17 protein-coding genes are annotated in these 21,007 nt (G+C 36.2%); 1 reads left to right on the top strand and 16 read right to left on the bottom strand.

Annotated elements, in window-relative coordinates; genetic code table 11:
• Window positions 1-51 precede the first annotated feature (51 nt).
• From spoVK to IQI_RS15965, 13 genes are all read right to left on the bottom strand, one after another.
• Window positions 52-1,005 carry a stage V sporulation protein K gene (spoVK, locus tag IQI_RS15905; RefSeq protein ID WP_064093607.1) on the bottom strand — a complete coding sequence of 318 codons (954 nt, stop codon included), beginning with the start codon at window positions 1,003-1,005 and terminating at the stop codon, window positions 52-54.
• Window positions 1,006-1,396: 391 nt separating this feature from the next.
• The gene (gene hfq, locus IQI_RS15910) at window positions 1,397-1,633 is read right to left on the bottom strand and encodes an RNA chaperone Hfq (protein WP_064093608.1); all 237 of its coding nucleotides are present in this window, start codon (window positions 1,631-1,633) and stop codon (window positions 1,397-1,399) included.
• Between the two features lie 28 nt (window positions 1,634-1,661).
• Window positions 1,662-2,621, bottom strand: a complete 960-nt coding sequence (gene miaA / locus IQI_RS15915) for a tRNA (adenosine(37)-N6)-dimethylallyltransferase MiaA (protein WP_064093912.1) — start codon at window positions 2,619-2,621, stop codon at window positions 1,662-1,664.
• Window positions 2,622-2,990: 369 nt separating this feature from the next.
• Window positions 2,991-5,381, bottom strand: coding sequence for a penicillin acylase family protein (locus tag IQI_RS15920; RefSeq protein WP_064093609.1), 2,391 nt, complete (start codon window positions 5,379-5,381; stop codon window positions 2,991-2,993).
• Window positions 5,382-5,527: 146 nt separating this feature from the next.
• Entirely contained in the window at window positions 5,528-6,085 is a 558-nt protein-coding gene (locus IQI_RS15925; protein WP_064093610.1) for an MFS transporter, read from the bottom strand.
• Complete coding sequence (locus IQI_RS15930; protein WP_064093611.1) at window positions 6,082-7,533, bottom strand: FAD-binding oxidoreductase; 1,452 nt, start codon at window positions 7,531-7,533, stop codon at window positions 6,082-6,084. The genes IQI_RS15925 and IQI_RS15930 overlap by 4 nt, the downstream gene beginning before the upstream one ends.
• A 137-nt stretch (window positions 7,534-7,670) precedes the next feature.
• Window positions 7,671-8,705 carry a class I SAM-dependent methyltransferase gene (locus IQI_RS15935; RefSeq protein ID WP_231893442.1) on the bottom strand — a complete coding sequence of 345 codons (1,035 nt, stop codon included), beginning with the start codon at window positions 8,703-8,705 and terminating at the stop codon, window positions 7,671-7,673.
• Window positions 8,706-8,829: 124 nt separating this feature from the next.
• Window positions 8,830-9,474, bottom strand: a complete 645-nt coding sequence (locus IQI_RS15940) for a CPBP family intramembrane glutamic endopeptidase (RefSeq protein WP_064093613.1) — start codon at window positions 9,472-9,474, stop codon at window positions 8,830-8,832.
• Between the two features lie 133 nt (window positions 9,475-9,607).
• Window positions 9,608-11,515: a DNA mismatch repair endonuclease MutL gene (gene mutL / locus IQI_RS15945; RefSeq protein WP_064093614.1), complete on the bottom strand. Its 1,908-nt coding sequence runs from the start codon at window positions 11,513-11,515 to the stop codon at window positions 9,608-9,610.
• Window positions 11,516-11,528: 13 nt separating this feature from the next.
• The gene (mutS, locus tag IQI_RS15950; protein ID WP_064093615.1) at window positions 11,529-14,150 is read right to left on the bottom strand and encodes a DNA mismatch repair protein MutS; all 2,622 of its coding nucleotides are present in this window, start codon (window positions 14,148-14,150) and stop codon (window positions 11,529-11,531) included.
• Between the two features lie 163 nt (window positions 14,151-14,313).
• Entirely contained in the window at window positions 14,314-14,583 is a 270-nt protein-coding gene (locus IQI_RS15955) for a hypothetical protein (RefSeq protein ID WP_064093616.1), read from the bottom strand.
• A gap of 63 nt (window positions 14,584-14,646) precedes the next feature.
• A complete protein-coding gene (locus IQI_RS15960) occupies window positions 14,647-15,285 on the bottom strand; it encodes a DedA family protein (RefSeq protein ID WP_064093617.1) in 639 nt (212 codons plus the stop codon).
• A gap of 123 nt (window positions 15,286-15,408) precedes the next feature.
• Complete coding sequence (locus IQI_RS15965; protein WP_082892761.1) at window positions 15,409-16,266, bottom strand: hypothetical protein; 858 nt, start codon at window positions 16,264-16,266, stop codon at window positions 15,409-15,411.
• Window positions 16,267-16,402: 136 nt separating this feature from the next.
• On the opposite strand from IQI_RS15965, the gene IQI_RS15970 reads away from it, so the two are divergent.
• Window positions 16,403-17,344 carry a VanW family protein gene (locus tag IQI_RS15970; protein WP_064093618.1) on the top strand — a complete coding sequence of 314 codons (942 nt, stop codon included), beginning with the start codon at window positions 16,403-16,405 and terminating at the stop codon, window positions 17,342-17,344.
• Window positions 17,345-17,408: 64 nt separating this feature from the next.
• On the opposite strand, the gene IQI_RS15975 is transcribed toward IQI_RS15970, so the two are convergent.
• The 3 genes from IQI_RS15975 to IQI_RS15985 form a co-directional block, all read right to left on the bottom strand.
• The gene (locus tag IQI_RS15975; protein ID WP_064093619.1) at window positions 17,409-17,777 is read right to left on the bottom strand and encodes a VOC family protein; all 369 of its coding nucleotides are present in this window, start codon (window positions 17,775-17,777) and stop codon (window positions 17,409-17,411) included.
• Between the two features lie 321 nt (window positions 17,778-18,098).
• Window positions 18,099-19,451: an aspartate aminotransferase family protein gene (locus IQI_RS15980; RefSeq protein WP_064093620.1), complete on the bottom strand. Its 1,353-nt coding sequence runs from the start codon at window positions 19,449-19,451 to the stop codon at window positions 18,099-18,101.
• Window positions 19,452-19,479: 28 nt separating this feature from the next.
• Window positions 19,480-20,946 (bottom strand): CoA-acylating methylmalonate-semialdehyde dehydrogenase, encoded by a 1,467-nt coding sequence (locus IQI_RS15985; RefSeq protein ID WP_064093621.1) that lies wholly within the window; start codon window positions 20,944-20,946, stop codon window positions 19,480-19,482.
• Window positions 20,947-21,007 lie beyond the last annotated feature (61 nt).

Below are 21,007 nucleotides of genomic sequence, written 5' to 3' on the forward strand. Positions count from 1 at the left end.
ATCGTGGCATACACCATTGCATGATTGACAATGTAGTGTATATAAGTATGTTCATTCAGAATTCCCTTTAGAAAAATTAAGGTCATTGCTTCGAATAGTTAATAAATCATGCCGATTATAACAATTTTCCATTAACAGCCTCATTGCTTGTGCTCGGATAGATTTTTCCAATACATTTCTTACATACCTTCCGTTAGAAAATGCCATTGGTGATAAACTAGTTTTTGCTATATGAAGATGTTCCCTTATCTTCCGTTCAGCATCATGACTTAATATATACTCCTTTTCATCCAACATTCTTTTTCCTATTTCCATAAGTTGATCTACTGAATAATCTGGAAAATGAAAAACCAGTGGAAATCGGGATTGCAATCCTGGATTTAAGGTTAAAAAATGTTCCATTTCTCTCGAATACCCTGCGAGAATTAAAATAAAATCATGCTGTTTATCTTCCATATGTTTTACTAAAGTATCGATTGCTTCTTTTCCAAAGTCCTTCTCTCCACCACGACCTAAAGAATAGGCTTCATCAATAAACAATATACCTCCTAAAGCTTTTTTAATAAGATCTCTTGTTTTCTGAGCTGTATGACCAATATATTCCCCTACCAGATCAGCTCTCTCTGCTTCAATTAAATGCCCCTTCGATAAAACATTCATCTTCAGGAATAGTTTTCCAATGATTCTGGCAACGGTGGTTTTCCCTGTACCTGGATTCCCTTTGAACATCATATGAAGGGCCTGTTTACCCGCTTTAAGCCCCATCGCTTCCCGTTTCTTATTCACATAAATCCATGCATAGATTTCCTTAACCATTTTTTTCATTTCTTCCATTCCAACTAAACTCCCTAACTCCTCTTCTATTTCCTTTAAGGCCATATGCTCAAGAGGAAACGTTTGAGGAATGGCTTCAGTCCTTAACGTATCTCGGATGGACGTTCGCTTCTGAGAGTTTAATACAATACTAATTTGTCCGTTATTTTTCATTCTCATTGGTTGATCCAAAGGTATCACCTCGCTATTCTACAGACAGTATACGCATCGAAGGTGTTTGCGTGACAAACGCCTATATTTCATCATTTCATTTTTCGACAATTAGGGAGGATTCTGTCAATTCATGCGCTTTCCCGAGAAATAATTCAATTATAGACACGGTAATTTGGAGTTCCACATGCATGATTTGTGAATTTTCGAGGCTTTATGATTTCCCCCATATATCCTCCTTTACCGCTCCCTTTAAGTGCTGCAATAAGTCTCTCATATCATCCTATTCAACTAGTAAGCTTTTCATTAATTAATTCTCATAGATCTAGCTTCCATTCCTTATAAATATAGGGAGGGAAAATAAAAAAAGCTGCCCGTTGGGCAGCCTTTATTAACTTACTTATTAGTGGAACTATGCTTCTTGATTTTCAAAGTTTATCTGAACATTTCGCTGTGGAGCGAAAGTAGAAATAGCGTGCTTATAAACGAGCTGCTGCTTCCCTTCAGTTTCAAATAACACTGTAAAGTTGTCAAAACCTTTCACTTGACCACGAATTTGGAAACCATTTAAAAGGAACACCGTTACTAATGAATTGTCTTTCCGTAATTGATTAAGGAACTGATCTTGGATATTAATGGATTGTTTCATATTTAGTCCTCCTCTTCTCTCTCTACTTTTACTTATTCGACTTTAAGTGAAGCTTTCCTGCAATAAAATCAGAAATCTCTTTAATAATTTTAGGATGTTCCTCTTTATTCGTCATATCATACCAAGTGACATCCATCTTGTTTCGAAACCATGTGAGCTGACGCTTGGCATACCTTCTAGAATTTTGCTTTAAATTTTCTATGGCCCGCTCTAAACTGACTTCTCCGTCTAGGTACTCAAAAAGTTCTTTATAGCCAATGGCTTGTACAGATTGAGCTGATTTTAGTCCTTCATCATAAAGAGATTTTACTTCTTCTAATAACCCTTGGTTCATCATTAAATCTACACGATCATTGATTCTCCCATAAAGCAAATCTCGGTCCATTGTTAACCCGATTAAAGCGATATCATATAAAAGCTCTTGTTTTTGTTCTGCTTGGAATTCAGACATCTTTTTACCTGTACAATGATAAATCTCCAAAGCCCTAATAACTCTCCTAACATTATTAGGATGTATACTCTTTCCAGCTTCGGAATCTGTTTCTAAAAGTTTGGTATGAAGCCATTCATTCCCATACCTCTTGACTTCTTCTTCAAGGTGAATACGATACTCCTCATCTCCAGGTGTCTCTGTAAATTGATAATCGTACAGCACAGATTGAATATAAAGTCCCGTTCCTCCAACAATTATTGGAATATGACCTTTTGAATGAATTTCAGTAATCTTCTTTCTTACAAGTTGCTGAAATTCGGCTACTGAAAATGATTCTTGTGGTTCCTTTATATCCAATAAATGATGTGGAATATTGTTCATTTCTTCCTTTGTGATTTTAGCTGTCCCAATATCCATCCTTCTATAAATTTGCATGGAGTCACCGCTAATGATTTCTCCATCAAATTGTTCGGCAAGTTGGATACTTGTATTTGTTTTTCCAACAGCGGTTGGACCAATAAGTACAATAACCTTTTCTTTCGATTCATTTGACATACGTTCACTGCTTTCTATGTAAATCATTCAACACCATTACATATTATCGTACCATAATATTAACCGTTGATAAATCACATCTTGTCAGTATGTCCAAATGTTTGATGATTATTCATGAAAGTAGTGTTCTTAATAATTTGAAAATAGTTGCCATAAGATATTCCTTTAAAATGTCGACATGACTAGGCAGTTTATTTTTCTGTGGAAACAGTCACTTAGATGCCACTTTACCCAAATGATTGTCCTATAAAACTCGCCAATTTCTCAATGCATTCATACTGATAAAATTTTATATTTTTTTCATAGCAACCTTTTTGATAGAAAGTAATAAACCTGCTTGATTAATATCAAGCAGGTTTATTATCGAAACTATTCTATAGCTTTTAAAATGAGGCTATCTTTTTCAGGTTGATCACCAATGGACGTTTTGTGATAAGTACCGTTTACCCATGCCTCAATTTGATTGTCATACCATGTACTTTTGTAATGTCCAGATTGACCAGGACCAACAATATGATATCCATTAGTCATATCCTCAGTGTCCATCACGAATCTCCATGATGCACCGTGATTCACAATTCCGTTCTTATTATAGCTTGCAGCCTCAACGGTTACCCTGCTGCCACCAACAGGAATTGGTTCTTTATTGTTAAAAAACCATTTTAATACGGGAGATGCACCTGATAATGGGTGTTCAAAGTACACCTTGTGATAGTCTCCCCATTTCCAGGAATCCATCGAAGATCCGTATGCCTCTTCTAACTCACCAATCGCTTGTGAAAATGTTGATGTTAAAAATTCTTCATACCCTCCACGGTCCGCAAACCATTGAGATGGCTCCCCATTATGGGCATTGCGAATTAATTCATCTACTACACTTTGCCTTCCTTCAAAGAGCTTCATCATTTCATCCGGTATTTCATCTTTAAAGAGTTCACTTGAGATCTCATTCATCCATTGATGAAATAGAAGAGGAGCCGTTTGTTCTTTATCATCTTGATAGTTCCACTGTTCTATAACCTTCAGTACGTCCTTTTCTATTGATGAAAGGCCACTTTCATTAAGATCTTCTAATAAAATCGGGACGAATTCTCTTGCATGTAAGTTTAGTTGGTCCATTTGAAGACTTTGCATATCTTCAATAGTTAAGTCATTTCGATCTTCCAAGAATTCTGCGATTCTCATGTATCGATAAGGTTGTGCCCAGTGATGACTGATGTGATAAGGATATTCGTCAGTAACAACTTTGTTATTAGCGGTTGCTACAAAGCCAGATTTGGGATTAACAATTGTAGGAAGTTCATCGAATGGAATAAACCCTTGCCATTCATAGTCAGGATCCCAGCCTGGCACTGGTAGTAGTCCATCTCCCTTTTTTCGAATGGGAATTTTTCCATTCGCTTTGTATGCAATGGTCCCATCTTTACTTGCAAATACGAAATTTTGGGTAGGAACATGGAAATCCTTTAACGCTTCTTCAAACTCACCCCAATCCTTTGCTTTGTTGATGTTAATAATGGCTAGGAGCTCAAGGCTTGGATCAAGGGCAGTCCACCTCATGGAAAGAACCTTTTCACTATCATTTTGATGTGCGAATTCTGAAATAACCGGACCATGTCTTGTTATTGTTACTTCATATGGAATAGTTTTTTCGTCCTTTATATTGATTGGTTCCGATATAATAGTAGCCTTCTCCCAATTTTCATTGTACAGAAACAGGGAAGAGTCTTCTGGATTTTGTTTTTCCACGTATAAATCTTGTACATCCGGACCTGTATTGGTTACGCCCCATGCTATTTGTTCGTTATGACCTAAAATAATTCCAGGAATCCCTGCAAAGATAACTCCACTTACATTTACTTCAGGGGATTCCAGATGCATTTGATACCAAATGGAAGGTGTGCCTAAAGAGAGATGTGGGTCATCTGCAAGCAATGGTTTCCCACTGGTTGTTTTATCTCCACTGACGACCCAATTATTACTCCCATTAAATTCCGGTGGAATAATAGCACTTGCAAATGATTGACCGAGGTCTATTTCAAGTCCACCAATATCGGAAAGAATGGTAGGTGCACCTTTTGGATATGTTGGGAATACATCATATGCTTTTTCTTCAGAAAGATTTTCTAAAGCCCAGTATCTAAAGGCCTGTCCTTGCCAATGTCCACCTAAATCAAAGGCCATATACTTTCCAATTGTAAGGGAGTCTACTGGTGACCATTTTGTAGGCTTATATCCTAATAGCGTAAATTCAATTGGCAATCTTCCTTCTTTCCTTGCCTCTTCCATGTATGCATTCACACCATCTGCATACCATTGTAATAGTTGTTTACCTTCTTCAGGATAAGCAATGTACGAGACCTCAGCAGCTCTTCTTAAACCTAATGTTCGGAAGAATTTATCCCTTTCCACTGTTTTCTCACCAACCACTTCACTGAGCTCTCCAGAAGCTTGTCTTCTACTTAGATCCATTTGAAATAATCGATCTTGAGCTTGTACATACCCCTGTGCGATGTAAAGATCTCTTTGATTTTCAGCTAGTATATGGGGAACCCCATCCCTGTCACGAATAACTTCAACATCTTCTGATAACCCTGATAATGAAATGGTTCCAGACGTAACAGGTAATGAACGCTCTATGTAAAAGTTTGCTGTCATTAGGATCCCAAGCATTGTAAAAATGGTGATACCTGCAGCCCATAACGTGATTTTAAGCCTCTTTTTTCTTTTTTGTTGTTGAAGCTCTAACCCTCCAGTCATTATTTATCCCCCTGTTTTATTAATGGAATTTTCTGAAAACATCTTCTTGTTTAATATTAGCCTTTTCTACCAAGAATTCCTTCTTTCTTACCAAATAAGGTTAAGGGGGGACATCTATCCTTATCTGATACAAATTGAAAATCCAACTAACTTTCCTTTGCTACAGATTGATTGAACATTGAACCATGGTGGACTAGTATTAATCCACTCAAAAGAAAAAAGATTGAACAACCATAAAAGATGATGGTTATGGTAAAATAATCGATTAAAAATCCAGTTCCCATTACAGCTGCACTTGCCAGCAGAGAGGTACAAAAATGATAGTTTCCAATTATGACACCTTTCTTTTTCCTTTCGGTTACATCACTAATGACGATTTTTTCACTAGTTTTTTGCAACGCACCCAAGAGGCCGAGAACTACTTGAATTATGTATACTTCAATAATAGAATCCATTACAGGAATAAATAAAAATAATAGGCTCATACCAAAGGAGTATACGACAAGAAGTTTTCCTCCTCCGATTCTGTCTGCTAATCTCCCAATAAACAAGTGACATACGGCAGCACTTAATGTAAACAAGCCATAAGCAAATCCAAAACTAGTAAATGATCTTCCTATATTTTGTATAAACAGCAAATAGAATGGAAAGGACACACTTGCAGCCATCATGGCAAAACTTTGAGACCATATAAACCATTTCATATACCATACTCCTCATAAAATTCATTCACAAACCTCTCATTTGGATCAAAATTTCTTTTTTTGTTAAAAAATTCTTCCGAGTATGGATAAGCTTTGATCATTTGGTCTTTAGCAGGATATTCATAGTAAGGAAGGTAATAGCTCCCCCCATACTTTAATGTGATATCAATCATTCCTCGTATACAATCTCCTGTTTCCAATTTAGCCTCTTCACTCATATCTTGATTAATTAGAAGTACAAGAGCAAACATATCTTCCTTTGCAAAAGACATTAACGCATCTTCGTTGTGATCTACATAACGAACGGTTATATTCATTAAATTAATGTTTTCGTCTTCAAGGTACACTCTCAACTCATCAATATATTCTTCAAATTGATCGATGGGAATAAAATATTCTTGGAGAATATCAGTATCGCTCTTCCCTTCATATTCTAAAAACTCTGATTCTGAACGCATTACATTGTTTCTTGTTTCCAGATAACCGTCCTTATCACGAAAATAGGATTTTTGCATATTCCAAAATGCATCTTTCCCCCAATCGAAATCTCTGGAAAGTCCAAGCAAAAATTTTGTTAAAAACGTCATACTATCTTCTTTAAGTTCTTGATTATATGGTTCTAATTCTTTTTGATCCGTTATGAGGTAATCTGTGGAATACATTTCTGAAAGAAATGTATCAGGCGCAGTTGACAAACGGGCTAAGTGCATTTTCACTTTCTCGTTCCCTAACACGTTCTCTTTAAAATATCCTTCGTATTCATCATACTTAAATTCCTCTGTTTTCAATGAATAGAGTTCATCATCCGTAAGTTGAAGCTCGACGTCGAGGATGACTCCAAATAACCCATAGCCACCAATGACTAATGGAAAATACTCACTATTTTTCTCCCTGGATACTTTTATCACTTCTCCGTCAGGCTTTAGTAAACGAAACCAGTTAACTGTTTCAATGAGTGAGCCATTACGAATATCACGCCCATGCACATTAACGGAAAGAGATCCCCCTACGGTAAAAATATTTTGAGACTGCATCACCTTCACAGCAAGGTGATGAGGATTTACAGCTTTTTGAATATCATCCCATGTCGCTCCACTTTGAACATGAACCGTTTTTTGCTCTGTATCTACCTTCAAAATTTTGTTGAATTCCGTCATATCCAGTACGACTCCATCTCGATAATACGTGTGACCACCTTGACTATGTCTTTTTCCAGCAATTGATATTTTCATATTTTTTTCATTGGCTTCATGTATTGTTTTCACTATACTATTTTCTTCATTTCCTTTAACTATTTTCTTAATCTTAGTTGGCATGAGTTTACCTACATCTGTTATAACATTTTCTGACTCTTTCGATTGATAGCTAAAAATAAAGAACAAGGAATAAGAGAATATGATACAAAAAATGAACCACAACCTTAACTTTTTTGTTTTTGCTAACTCCATTTCCAAATCACCCAACTTTATCCTTTTTGTGTAATTTTACACTAAAATAGATGATTTTCAATATGTTTTTTAAAACTTTGTTTTCATTTCAAAAAAAAAGCTTTCAATTGGTTATAACCAATCGAAAGCTTTTCCTATTAACGAGCTTTTCCAATTATTCCATTATGAACTTTAATGAATCCATGCTTTAGAATATCTACTCCATTTTCATATAAATACATGCCCATTTGTTCAATCGTCATTAGCTCTCTGTAAGTATGATTCATAACATCAGCCATTACTTCATAATAAATTTTCGATTTAACTTGAGCTCTTGGAGTCGTTAAAATCATGTACCCATTAGGTTTTAAAAATTTACGGTGCCACTCCACGACTTCAGGTTTGTATTCATCAGGAAAATGTTCAAGAAGTCCAACGCTAAGGACAATATCGAATTCTTTTCCAAAGGATAAATTTCGTATATCCTCGACAACGTATGATGTGGGAAAGTCATTTTTATAATATACTTTATAGCTGCTTGTTGAAGGATTTTCTCCTAGGAATGGATACGTTTCAGGGAAGTCTTTGTATCGAGTATCCCGACAGAATGGATCATAATCTACCATCACAATCTCACTCCCCGGGTACATAGCAGCAAGCTGCATGGCTTCATAACCTTCTGCTGCACCTAGGAATAATATTTTAGGCTTCGTTACATCTAAGCCACTAAATAATGCTCTCTTTCCGCGAGGATCCCAGACCCCATCTTGAATTCTATGAACATAATTCCATAAATGCAGACGTAAATGATCTCCCAAAGCCGACTTCGTTTCCTTCATATTTAATTTCAAGGCACTGCTCAAAAATCGACTCCTGCTCTCGTTTAATTCAGCTGGAACGTCCTTTACAAACCATTCATGAAAAGAGCGATTGAACATTTCCCATGAAGTATGAACAGGAAGAGAGCTTCCATGTTCAGATTCCCATTCTTTTTTCTCTTTAGAAAAGCTCCTTACTTCGTAAGGCTTTCCTACCTCTTTCCAGGTTAAGGTCGACCAATCCCTTACTCCATTCAATGTAACAAATTTATTGTATTCTTTCTCTGTGAACTGTCTTTTATCTACACGATAGGATGGTTTAAGATATGTTTCTTCTACTACATCATTTTTTACCGATGTTTCAAGTTCAATCACATTCATCATCCTTCCAAAAAATAAAACGCTTACATTCTCTTATTATATAAATTAAACAATTTGTGGAAAATCCCTTTATCTATCACCAATTAATTCTTAGTTTACATAATGATATTACTGTCTATTAATTTAAAAAAATGATATAAACGAACATAATTCCTCCATCAGCAAGACTATGACTCAGAATACTCGTTGAAATACTATTAAATTTTAATCGAAAATAAGCCCAGATCACTCCGCCTAAAAATACAGGGATGACAGCAAATATATTGAGTGGCCAATTCATTAAAGGGATTAATGTTAATAAATGATATAAACAATAAAAAAATGATGTTATGAGTACCACTTTCCTCATACTAATGGTTACTCTTAACTTATTTAACATATAATCACGCCAGTAGATCTCTTCAAAAATAGGGTTTAATACAATTAAAAAGACAACAAGGTACCAATTATAATGACCTGAAAAACCCCAATCATTTAGTAATTGTTTCACAGATTGCACTTCAAAAAAATGATTTAATAGGAAAAAAGCACTTCCGAATATCAGAATAAATGCGACTAGCCCACTCATTAACCCTACAACCATTTGTTCTCGTTTCAATTCTAATAGTGTTGGTATATACGTTTTTCTCATTATCTCTATCATAGGAAAAAACGCTAACCAGCCATAAAACAGTATAAAAGTTAAAGGTACATTCTGATAGATTTGAATACCAAGGAAAATCATTATGGTTGGACCTAGCAAAAGAGATATTCGTTTTACCATAGACCACATTCCTTTTTCAACATTCTTTCTATAAGTATATCAAATTTAGATTTATTCCTATTTAGTTTTTCGAAAAAAGCCTAAATAAAAAAAGCAGATTGAATTCTTTTCAATCTGCTTTTTTTCTATTTGATTACATGATTCGTTTAAACATTTTTTCCATTTCATAGGTAGAGTAATGAATAATGATTGGTCTACCATGAGGACATGTAAATGGGTCTGTAGTTCTTCTAAGTTCATCGAGTAAGGCAAGCATCTCTTCATTACGTAAATGATGATTCGCTTTTATTGAGCCTTTACAGCTCATCATGATGGCTGCCTCTTCTCTAAGTTTTTTAATATCTACTCGATTCATTTTTAATACCTGTTGTATCATATCTTCAATCGTCTCTTGTTCTTCTCCACTTGGAAACCATTGTGGATGAGCACGCACAATAAAACTGTTATGCCCAAACTCTTCAAGAAATACACCAACGTCTTCAAGTAGGCCCCGATGTTCATTGATTTTTATATACTCATCTGTTGAAAACTCCAGAGTTAAAGGCACTAATAATTCTTGAAGTTCCTTTGCAACGTCTCCTACTTTCTCTTTGAAAAACTCATATTTTATACGTTCTTGTGCTGCATGTTGGTCAATAATGTAAAGACCACGATCATTTTGAGCAAGAATATAGGTCCCATGCATTTGTCCAACCGGATAAAGAGGTGGAACCCGAGTCGGGTTCTTTTCATCCTCTGTTTCTTCATAATCAGAATGAGTAGAAGATTCATCGGTTTTCGTGTTTTCAATTTGGTAACCACTACTAGGTGTAGAGAACTCATCCAGTGTATAGCGAGCTTCTCCACTACGATCATTTTCTTCCACATCTTCCTCAGTTACATATATCCTTTTCATATCTTCTTTTGGCAGCAATGGTTCTTTCACTGACGAAAAGGAATGTGTGAAATTTTGCTTAGCTTTGGGTTCTGATAATGCTGAATGATCCAAGCTCATAAAGGTCTGTTCTGATTTTGTCTGCAGCGCTTTAGGTGTCGTTGCACCTGAGGGAATAAGTTCCTTCCCTTTAAATATCTTCTTGATTCCATCCGTTACTAACGTATTTAATTCGTTTTCCTTACTAATCCGCACTTCCATTTTTGAAGGGTGAACATTCACATCCACAAGTATTGGGTCCATTTCAATATTTAACAATACGATTGGATGTCTCCCTATTGGAAGAAGGGTATGGTATCCCTCTCCAATGGCTTTTGCTAAAGAATAGTTTTTGATAAATCGGCCATTGATCATCGTTGAGATATAATTTCTAGAAGCACGCGTTATTTCAGGCAATGAAATGTATCCTTTCACTTTAAAATCTAGCGAAGTCATTTCAATTGGCACCATTTTTTTTGCAATTCCAACACCGTAGATCGCAGCAAGTACTTGAAGAACATCTCCGTTCCCATTTGTATGAAGAAGAGATTTGCCATTATGCAGTAATTTGATTGATACGGTTGGATGGGCTAAGGCAATCCGATTGACGACATCGGTTATGTTCCCTAGCTCAGTATGAATTGTTTTCATATATTTCAAACGAGCAGGTGTATTGAAAAACAGCTGTGAAACTGTGATATCCGTCCCTTTTCGAGAGGATGTATGTTCAAACGTGTTAATTACCCCACCTTCAAGTTCTATCCAAGTCCCAGGTCCGTCCCCCGTACTCGACTTTAAAGTGAAATGGGAAACAGAAGCTATACTAGGAAGTGCTTCTCCTCTAAATCCTAACGTTCGTATTCGAAAGAGATCATTTTCATCTTTAATTTTACTAGTAGCATGGCGTTTAAAGGCTGTTTTTACATCTTCTTCCTCAATACCATCTCCGTTGTCAATAATTCGAATGGAATTTAAACCTGCTTCTTCTATGTGAATTTCGATAACAGTTCCATTGGCATCTATACTATTTTCCAGTAGCTCTTTTACTACAGATGCAGGTCTTTCTACAACCTCACCTGCTGCAATCTTATTGGAAAGAGAATCGTCAAGTTGAAATATTTTCACCACAGTTTCACCTCCTTTAATACTTTAATTTTTTTTGTATCCCGTAGAGAATATTCATTGCATCTAGTGGAGTCATTTCTAAAATATCAAGCTGTTTAAATTCTTCTACTACTTTTCTCTCTTTAGCCGACAGGGAGGTTCCCTTTGTTTCTTTTTGATCAGAAGCAAAGAATGATAGCTGAGCTATTTCGTCCCGAGAGTGGTCTACCATTTGACTGGATTTTTTAGTTTCCGGTACTTTTTTAGAAACTACAGGTTCTTCCTTTTTCTCAAGTTGTAATAGGATTTCATTGGCTCTGTTAATAAGAGATTTTGGTAGTTGTGCTAATTCTGCTACATGAATTCCATAGCTCTTATCAGCAGCACCTTCTTTTATTTTATGAAGGAAAACGAGTTTACCATTTTGCTCCATTGCGCTAACATGTACATTTTTCAATCTTAGAAGCTCTTCTTCAAGGACTGTTAACTCATGATAATGGGTAGAGAAAAGAGTTTTGGCTCCAATATGTTCATGTATATATTCTATTATCGCTTGAGCTAAAGCCATTCCATCGTAAGTTGACGTCCCACGTCCAATTTCATCAAATAAAATTAGGCTTGATTGTGTTGCATTTACTATGGCATTTTTTGCTTCAAGCATTTCAACCATGAATGTGCTTTGGCCAGAAATAAGGTCATCCGCTGCACCAATACGAGTGAAGACCTGATCAAAGATTGGTAAGTTGGCTTCACTTGCAGGAACATAGCAGCCGATTTGAGCAAGGATGCTCGTTAATGCTACTTGTCTCATATAAGTACTTTTACCAGACATGTTTGGACCCGTAACGAGTAAGATTTCTCTTTCTGCATCCATATAACATTCATTTGGTACATACTCCTGTGCTCCCATTACCTTTTCTACTACTGGGTGGCGCCCTTCCTTCAATACGATGCGTCTTTCTTCATTAAAGGATGGTCTGGAGTAATGTCGGTTTTCACTTACAGTAGCAAAACATTGAAGGACATCAAGTTCACTTACCAACTTAGCAAGCTTTTGGAGTCTTGGTATATACTCCTTAACTCTTTCACGGATTTCACTAAATAACTCATATTCTAAGTCGACACTTTTCTCATCTGCTTGAAGAATAAGGGATTCCTTTTCTTTTAATTCAGGAGTGATAAAGCGCTCAGCATTCGTTAAGGTTTGTTTTCTTTCATAACGACCCTCTTCAAGGTGCTGAAGGTTCGCTCTTGTTACCTCGATATAATAACCAAATACACGGTTAAATCCTACTTTTAATGATCGAATACCCGTTCGTTCTCTTTCATCTCGCTCAAGCTGTGCAATCCATGACTTTCCATTCCTGCTTGCATCACGGAATTGATCCAGTTCTTCGTGATAACCATCTCTAATGAGACTGCCTTCTTTTATCGTAAGAGGTGGATTATCCACTAAAGCTTGTTCCAGTATATCGGTTAGATCTTCACAGGGATCTAACTTTTCCAACAGTTCATTCATTGCATCATTTTCAAGGGTTGCAACTAGATGCTTTAAAACAGGAACTTGCTGCAATGATTTTTTAAGTTGAATAAGATCTCTTGCGTTAACATTACCGAAGGCAACACGTCCCGCAAGTCTCTCCAAATCATAAACTTCTTTTAGATGCTCTCTTAGATCTTGTCGCTCAAAATATCGTTGAAGGAGTACTTCTACCACTTTTTGTCGTTTTTCAATTGCTTCTTTTTGTATTAATGGTCGATCTACCCATTGTTTTAAAAGACGGGCCCCCATGGCCGTCATAGTCTCATCCAGTAACCATAGAAGGGAGCCTTTTTTACCTTTTGAACGAATGGTTTCAGTAAGCTCTAAATTTCGTTTTGAATAGTAATCCATCTTCATAAATTCATGGATTTCATACGTATCTACTGCTTGTAAATGATCTAAACTTCTCTTTTGAGTACGAAATAAATAATGCAAGAGTTGGGCTGACGTTTTTTTAAGCTTTTCTTGAGAAAGAGCTGATACTAAATGTAAAAACTCATGGGCAATTGTACTTTCTTTTTCAAATGAAAGAGTGATATCGTTTCGTTCATTCAGTTTCACTTGGAATTCTTCTTCAAGATCAGGGTGAATGACAACTTCTTTTGCCCCAATCGTGGATAATTCGTTTAATAAAGAGGTGAGTCCTCCTGTAATAAGAGTAACCTTTGTTTCACCAGTTGTTAAATCGCTATAAGCCAGTCCATACGTTTGATCTTCAAAATTTGAAATGGAAGCAATATAGTTATTTTCTTTATCATTTAACCCTTTCCCATCCATTACAGTACCTGGAGTAATAAGTTGAACAACCTCTCGTCGAACAACTCCCTTTGCTTGTTTAGGATCCTCGGTTTGCTCGCAAATTGCTACTTTATAGCCTTTATCAATTAATTGCTCTATGTAATTAGGAGCTGAATGATAGGGAACACCACACATAGGAATACGTTCTTTCCCACCACCATCACGGCTCGTTAAAGTTATTTCAAGTTCTTGAGACGCTCGAATGGCATCATCAAAGAACATTTCATAAAAATCTCCTAAACGAAAAAATAAAAAGGCATCCTGGTATTCTGCCTTTACCTGAAGATATTGCTTTATCATTGGAGTATATTGAGTCATGGGTTATAATCAAACCTTTCCACGGAAATCTACTAATCTCGACTATTCATTATATCATAACAAAACCTTGTGAAGCATTTAGTAGATTGAGGAAAGTAGTGTGAAATAGATTGAACTGAGGGTTTTCAATATGAAAGCCAAAGAAGGTCCGTCCCTCATAATTCTAGGAACGAACCTGACCAGATAGTATGTTTTCAAGATCATTTAGTAGTTGGTGTATTTCATGTGATTGAATGGGGATGAGCATTTGGTCATTTAGTGTTATTACTTGACCTTGTTCATCCTGATCGTGATTTTTCAAATAGTGACAAAGGGCGTGTAATTGCTTCTCTCCTAAAATCGTTTCCGTTTGAAAATGTTTTATTTCTTGTACCGTAAAGACATTGTCTTCTTGAAACAAACCTTTTAGAATTTCACCTTGATAATATGTCATAAAAAGATACCTCCTCTTTTGAGATATCTTTTACGAAAGAAATCATTTTTATCATTTTTTCTTTTATTTTGTTTGTTTTACTAAAGAGCCTGCATCTTTAAGACAACTGTTTTTACCATCGTTTTCAACGTCTTCTTCTTTTTTCTTGTATACATATTTATAAACTAAATAGCCAACCAAAATGACACCTAAACCAACTATTAAATATGTTTGGATATTACTCATTAGTGATTGCACTGATTTTAGATTTCCGTTCTTACCGACAACTAGCATCGCGAAGGTTACAGGGAAAATACCGATGAAGGTTAGTGCTCCAAACTTCCACATGTTTACTTTACTTATACCTGCTACATATGATACGTAATTACCGATTCCTAAAGGTCTAGTTATGGCAATACTCCATAAACCACATTTACGAAACCATTTTTGTCCTTTTGCAATCTTCTTGGAGCTCGTCTTTTCTTTCAGTTTATCTTTTAGTTTGTATCCAATTCCATATGGAATGTAGCTAAAAACCGTATAAATTAAACTACTTGAAACCGCTAAGATAATTAGTTTTGACCATGATGGATCCAAAAGGTAGCCATATGTCAACGTAACAAGAGCTCCTGGGAATGGTAAGGAAGAAGCTTCGATTGCATTTCCCGCAAATAATCCCCACATTCCAAGTTCTTTAATTAATTTAATTACAACCTCAAACATCGGTTATGTTCCCTCCACGATTCATTTATCTATCATTTTCCCTGTTCCAAAAGAAAAAAACATATTATAAATATTTCTTTTCTCCACTTGAGGTAAATAATGTTAGAAATGATCGTGAAAGATTCAATTTTGTTTATCTAGACTATGAAGCAAGGCATGACCATCGATCTTCCATTGATCCTCTGGAGTGTCTCTGCGAATGAACAATACTACATCATTTCTTTTAACCTGATGATCATGAACCCATGTCATCTTAGCTTTAACCTCAATTCCGAAATACGCGTATATATCCTCTGATGGGAGTAAAGACCGATAAGTTATTTCAACATGATCCATTTCCTTTAAGATTTTCTTAGATAGTCCTTTACGACTAATCATAACTTGCGAGAGAAGTTTTTCTTCTCTCTGATTAATGGCCACTTCCATCACTTTTACTAATTCATAAGGATCCATTCCATACAAATACCGATGCAATTCCCCTCCAGCTTTGAGGATCATGATTTTATGAGCAAGATCAGGTATAGGAGTCTTATGAGTTGTACTTCCATAAAAATGAACACAGAAATGACCAGGAAATCCATTATCTAATGCTCCTGCCCCATGAGGCATCCCATTCATCGATGCAGATATTAATTGATCATTGAATTTTACGAGTATTGCTCTCCGATCCCAGCTCCATTTCCCTCCAAAAATTTTCTTCATGATTTCTGTATCCTTCTCCGTAACAGGCTGTACATCTGCATGTTTACTGCCTGCCCTTCTTTGAACATCAAATTGTAAACCAGTTTCAACATCAATGATCGTAAAATAGGTTTTATTGGGAATCATTTCGTTAACCGTGCTCCAAGGTATTATTTCTATTGAAAAACTTGGCCTTGGAGCATTCTCTCTCGCTTTTATACCTCCTTCCACTTCACCTAAAAAAGCGATAAGAACACAAGAGATTGTAATCAGGATTTTCTTTTTCATAAACACATTCAATCAAACCTCTTTTTCCCTTAGTTTCTGAATTATTTAGTAATACATAACCCTCAATTTTTGGTAATGTGATATTTATCTTTTATTACATGAAAGATCATTAGAAACCTTATACTAGCTCTGAAGGGAGGATATTCATATGCTTTGGTTAAAACTCGGTTTTTTGTGTCTTCTTTCAATACCTACCCTTAAAAGCAGTTCAGATCAATTACATATTCTGTTAGATGAAGAAAACATCATTTCGGTAGAGAAGAAGGATTTAATGATTGAGTTAGTGGATATTCCAATACTTCATCATGATCAAGTTGAGTCATTAACTTCTGAAATCAGTCATCAAGTATATACGCCTCCAAAAAATGCCTATATAGATGATCGAAATCAAATAAAATCTGAAGTAGTTGGATACAAACTCCATCATCACAAGTTTATGGAACATCTAAATGACTTTTTCTACTCAAAAGGGTCAAAAGTAGTGAAGGTTCCACTTCTAATGGTGTACCCACAAGTAGATAGTGAACTCCTTGCCAATATTTCAACAGTCAAAATTGGTCAATACCGTACTTACTTTAACAATCATAACGAGGAACGCTCACAAAACATTGAACTAGCTACCAAAAAAATTAATAATACAGTGGTTTTTCCAGGTGAAGTTTTCTCGTTTAATAAGGTTGTCGGGAAACGAACCAAAGCAAAAGGATATATGAAGGCACCTGTCATTGTAAAAGGGGAACTTTCTGAAGATATAGGAGGAGGAATTTGTCAAGTATCTTCAACTTTATATAATGCAGTTGATCATGCTGGAGTAGAAATCGTGGAACTTTATCATCATTCAAAAGGAGTACATTATGTACCAAAAGGTAGAGATGCAACAGTAAGCTGGTATGGACCTGACTTTACTTTTCGAAACTCTTACAACCAGCCATTACTTATTCGAGGAAGAGTTTTAGGAGGTCAAGTATTGATTTCCATTTATTCTTCTGATTTTCTGGAATACAAGAATAGGCAAGTTCCAATGGCATCAAGTGATCTTCCTGAAGAATCTCCAATTGAAGATCATGTGAATCATCCAATTAGAGATTGATCATTTTTAGATGGAACCTCATGCACATAAAGGTTTTATAGAAAGTGCATGAGGTACATTTTCATTATTGAAACTCTAAAAATTCAATTCGATTGCCAAAAGGGTCCGATACAAAAAAACGATCTCTTCCTTTAATGGGAGTATCCTCTTTAACCTCCACACCCATTCCAACCAGCCTTTCTCGAAGCTCTTCCAGATTAGAAACGAGTAAACCCGGATGAGCCTTCGTTGCTGGAACAAAGTCTTTTTGTACTCCAACATGAATTTCCTGAGAACCAAATTGAAACCAACACCCTCCCCTTCCTTGTAAGTTTTCAGGCTTTGCAATTTCTTCTAATCCAAGAATTTCATTATAAAATTTTCTTGCTTCTTCTTCACATCCCTTTGGTCCTGCAAGTTGAATGTGATCAATCCCTTTAAATACGATTGACATGAAAATTCCACCTTTTCTATGTGTGTTTTCGTTTATTTTTGATTATTTATGAGGAATGTCCCTCAGAAGCTGTCAAGAATATAGAGGAATCTTCTTCAATAATCAAAAGGAGCAATTAACAAAATATTTTCTTAATGTTGCATTGATAATATTCTATATATTGGATGGTTTATCCTTTTTTTTTAAAGGCTCTTTTCGCAAAGATGGTTGTTTTTAACATGATATATCAAAAAAAATCAGGCCAAATTCGCATACGAATTTGGCCTGATTTTATTAATTTTCTCTCCTAAAACGGTACAATTACAAGACTTAATAGGTGTTTTAATTTAAATGGCTAATACCTTCTACAACCGACTTTAATAACAATTCTATATCCTCCACCTCAATGTTTAATGGAGGTGAGAGAGTTAATACATTGTTATATCCAGCAACTGTCGCCCCATTTTTTCCTATGATAACACCCTTTTGCTTACAATAATGTATGACTTCATTCACTTTGTTTACATCCAGTGGTTCTTTCGTACTTTTATCTTTTACTAGTTCGATTCCGATTAGCAGACCCTTTCCACGTACATCTCCAACATATGGGTGCTTTTGCAATTTATTTTTCAATGTATTAATTGCTTGTTCACCTAGCTCTTTTGAACGGTCAAAAAGCTTCTCATTTTCCATGATCTCAATGTTCTTTAACGCTAGAGCACAAGCAGCAGGATTTCCTCCAAAAGTATTTATATGACGTAAATAATCATATTCCTCCGTTCCTTTAAAAGCTTCATATATCTCCCTTTTAACTGCTGTTGCTGATAAAGGAAGGTAGGCACTTGTGATTCCTTTAGCCATGGTTATGATATCTGGCTTTACATCATAATTCATAAATCCAAACGGCTTTCCTGTTCGACCAAATCCACAGATGACCTCATCAACAATCATTAAAGCTCCATGTTTTTCACAAATTTCTTTAGCAGCTTTCATATAATCTTCTTGTGGAACGAGTATCCCACCACCTGTAATGATCGGTTCTAAAATCATTGCAGCCACTGTTTCACTAAGCTCCCAAGTCATCGTTCTATCAATTGCTTGAACTCCAGGAAGATCATAAGCTCCCTTGCCTTCAGAATGATCTCGATACGAATCAGGTGGAGGGATGTGAACAAATCCAGGTGCTAATGGTTCGTATTTGTATTTACGCTGAGCTTGGCCTGTAGCGGCAAGTGCCCCCATCGAGTTACCATGATAGGCCCTATACCTTGATATGATTTTATAACGGCTATGCTCACCTTTTTGTTGATGATACTGTCTGGCAATTTTAAAAGCAGTCTCATTGGCCTCTGATCCACTATTGGAGAAGAAAAAGACATACTCTTCACCAAGAATTTCATTTAACTTTTCCGCAAGTAGTATGGCAGGCTGATGGCTTTGAGTTAGAGGGAAATATGCCATTTTTTTAAGCTGGTCATAGGCAGCTTCAGCCAATTCCTCTCGACCGTAACCAACATTCACACACCATAACCCAGCCATTCCATCTAAAAATTTATTACCATCTTTATCCGTTATCCAAGATCCCTTAGATTCAGTCACAACCATAGTTCCTTCTGGATTATAGGGCTTCATAGAATGCCAAATTAATTGTTCATCCTGCTTCAACCAGCTATCCTGCGTATGTTCTGTTTTCATTATGCCCTCTCCTTCTAAACTATTTTTCTTAGAAATCAAAACGAGAAGTAATCATTTTCTTTCTGGTATAGAAATTCACTCCATCCTTACCGTTAACATGCATATCTCCATAAAAGGAATCCTTCCATCCTGAGAAAGGGAAAAATGCCATAGTAGCTGGAACTCCAACATTAATTCCCAACATACCTGCATCGGCTTCTTCTCTGAACTGTCTTACTGCCTTTGCATCCTTTGTATAAATGGTGGCTCCATTTCCATATCTGGATTGACGAATGTATTCCAATCCTTCATCAAGATCCCTGGCTCGTAGAAGACTTAATACAGGAGCAAAAATCTCCTCTTTTGCAATCGTCATACTTGGAGAAACATGGTCAAAGATTGTCGCGCCTAAGAAATTTCCATCTTTAAAGGTTTCCATTTCTTTACGTCCATCTCTTATAAGGGATGCACCTTCTTCGACTCCTTTTTCTATATAAGAAAGAGTTTTATTTCGGTGCTCCTTTCGAATTACAGGTGTTAGAAGAACTTCTTCATCCATACCATTTCCTATACATAATTCATCTGCTTTTTTATTTAATGCTTGAATAAATGGTTCATTCTCTCCTACCACAACGACTGCACTACAAGCCATACACCTTTGTCCTGCACTACCAAATGCAGAACTAACAATATGATCGGCAGCTTTATTAACATCTGCATCGGGCATGACAACATGATGATTTTTAGCCCCTGAAAGTGCTTGAACTCTCTTTCCATGGGATGCAGCTTGTTCATATACATATTTAGCCACTGGCTGTGAACCAACAAATGATACCGCTGCTATGTCTTTATGTTGAAGAATTCCATTTACTACATCATGTGCTCCATGAACAATATTTAAGACCCCATTAGGAAGACCTGCTTCGGTAATTAATTCTGCAAGGCGGTTTGCAAGAAGCGGCGTTCTTTCGGAAGGTTTTAGAATAAACGTATTTCCACATGCGATTGCCAGAGGAAACATCCAAAGTGGAACCATCATCGGAAAATTAAATGGTGTAATACCAGCAACAACTCCAAGTGGATAACGATACATTTCAGAGTCAATTTCTTCAGCTATTCCACTGAGCGTTTCCCCCATCATTAAAGTTGGAGCTCCACATGCAAATTCGACACATTCCAGCCCTCTCTGTACTTCTCCATATGCTTCTTTAAACGATTTACCATTCTCTTCAACAACTAACTTTGCCAATTGTTCATGGTTTTCAGATAGTATTGAGTGATATTTATATAAGATGCGTGCTCTCTTTGGAACAGGGATTTTCTTCCACGTTTTCGATGCTTCTTTTGCTGCCACTACTGCCATTTCAACATCTTCCTTTGTTGAAATGGGAACTCTAGCAATCTCTTCATTTGAAGCGGGATTTAACACTTCTAGGGACTGGGAACTAATAGATTCGATCCATTTCCCATTAATAAAATTCTTTATTGCTTCTACATCTTTTTTTATAATTGTCATCATGTATCCTCCTTTTAATCTTCAATGATTCACTTCCTAAATTCTTTCTCCTTACTGATTG

It is taken from the genome of Rossellomorea aquimaris TF-12, assembly GCF_001648555.1.
Lineage (GTDB): Bacteria > Bacillota > Bacilli > Bacillales > Bacillaceae_B > Rossellomorea > Rossellomorea aquimaris.

Coding starts and splice junctions, on each gene's coding strand:
- IQI_RS15975 (WP_064093619.1), bottom strand. CDS start 17,777: ATGTCAATCGTATTTAAAGGGATTGATCACATTCAACTTGCAGGACCA.
- IQI_RS15920 (WP_064093609.1), bottom strand. CDS start 5,381: ATGACTGGAGGGTTAGAGCTTCAACAACAAAAAAGAAAAAAGAGGCTT.
- IQI_RS15940 (WP_064093613.1), bottom strand. CDS start 9,474: ATGGTAAAACGAATATCTCTTTTGCTAGGTCCAACCATAATGATTTTC.
- IQI_RS15955 (WP_064093616.1), bottom strand. CDS start 14,583: ATGACATATTATCAAGGTGAAATTCTAAAAGGTTTGTTTCAAGAAGAC.
- IQI_RS15925 (WP_064093610.1), bottom strand. CDS start 6,085: ATGAAATGGTTTATATGGTCTCAAAGTTTTGCCATGATGGCTGCAAGT.
- IQI_RS15985 (WP_064093621.1), bottom strand. CDS start 20,946: ATGACAATTATAAAAAAAGATGTAGAAGCAATAAAGAATTTTATTAAT.
- IQI_RS15970 (WP_064093618.1), top strand. CDS start 16,403: ATGCTTTGGTTAAAACTCGGTTTTTTGTGTCTTCTTTCAATACCTACC.
- IQI_RS15960 (WP_064093617.1), bottom strand. CDS start 15,285: ATGTTTGAGGTTGTAATTAAATTAATTAAAGAACTTGGAATGTGGGGA.
- IQI_RS15980 (WP_064093620.1), bottom strand. CDS start 19,451: ATGAAAACAGAACATACGCAGGATAGCTGGTTGAAGCAGGATGAACAA.
- mutS (WP_064093615.1), bottom strand. CDS start 14,150: ATGACTCAATATACTCCAATGATAAAGCAATATCTTCAGGTAAAGGCA.
- miaA (WP_064093912.1), bottom strand. CDS start 2,621: ATGTCAAATGAATCGAAAGAAAAGGTTATTGTACTTATTGGTCCAACC.
- hfq (WP_064093608.1), bottom strand. CDS start 1,633: ATGAAACAATCCATTAATATCCAAGATCAGTTCCTTAATCAATTACGG.
- IQI_RS15930 (WP_064093611.1), bottom strand. CDS start 7,533: ATGGAGTTAGCAAAAACAAAAAAGTTAAGGTTGTGGTTCATTTTTTGT.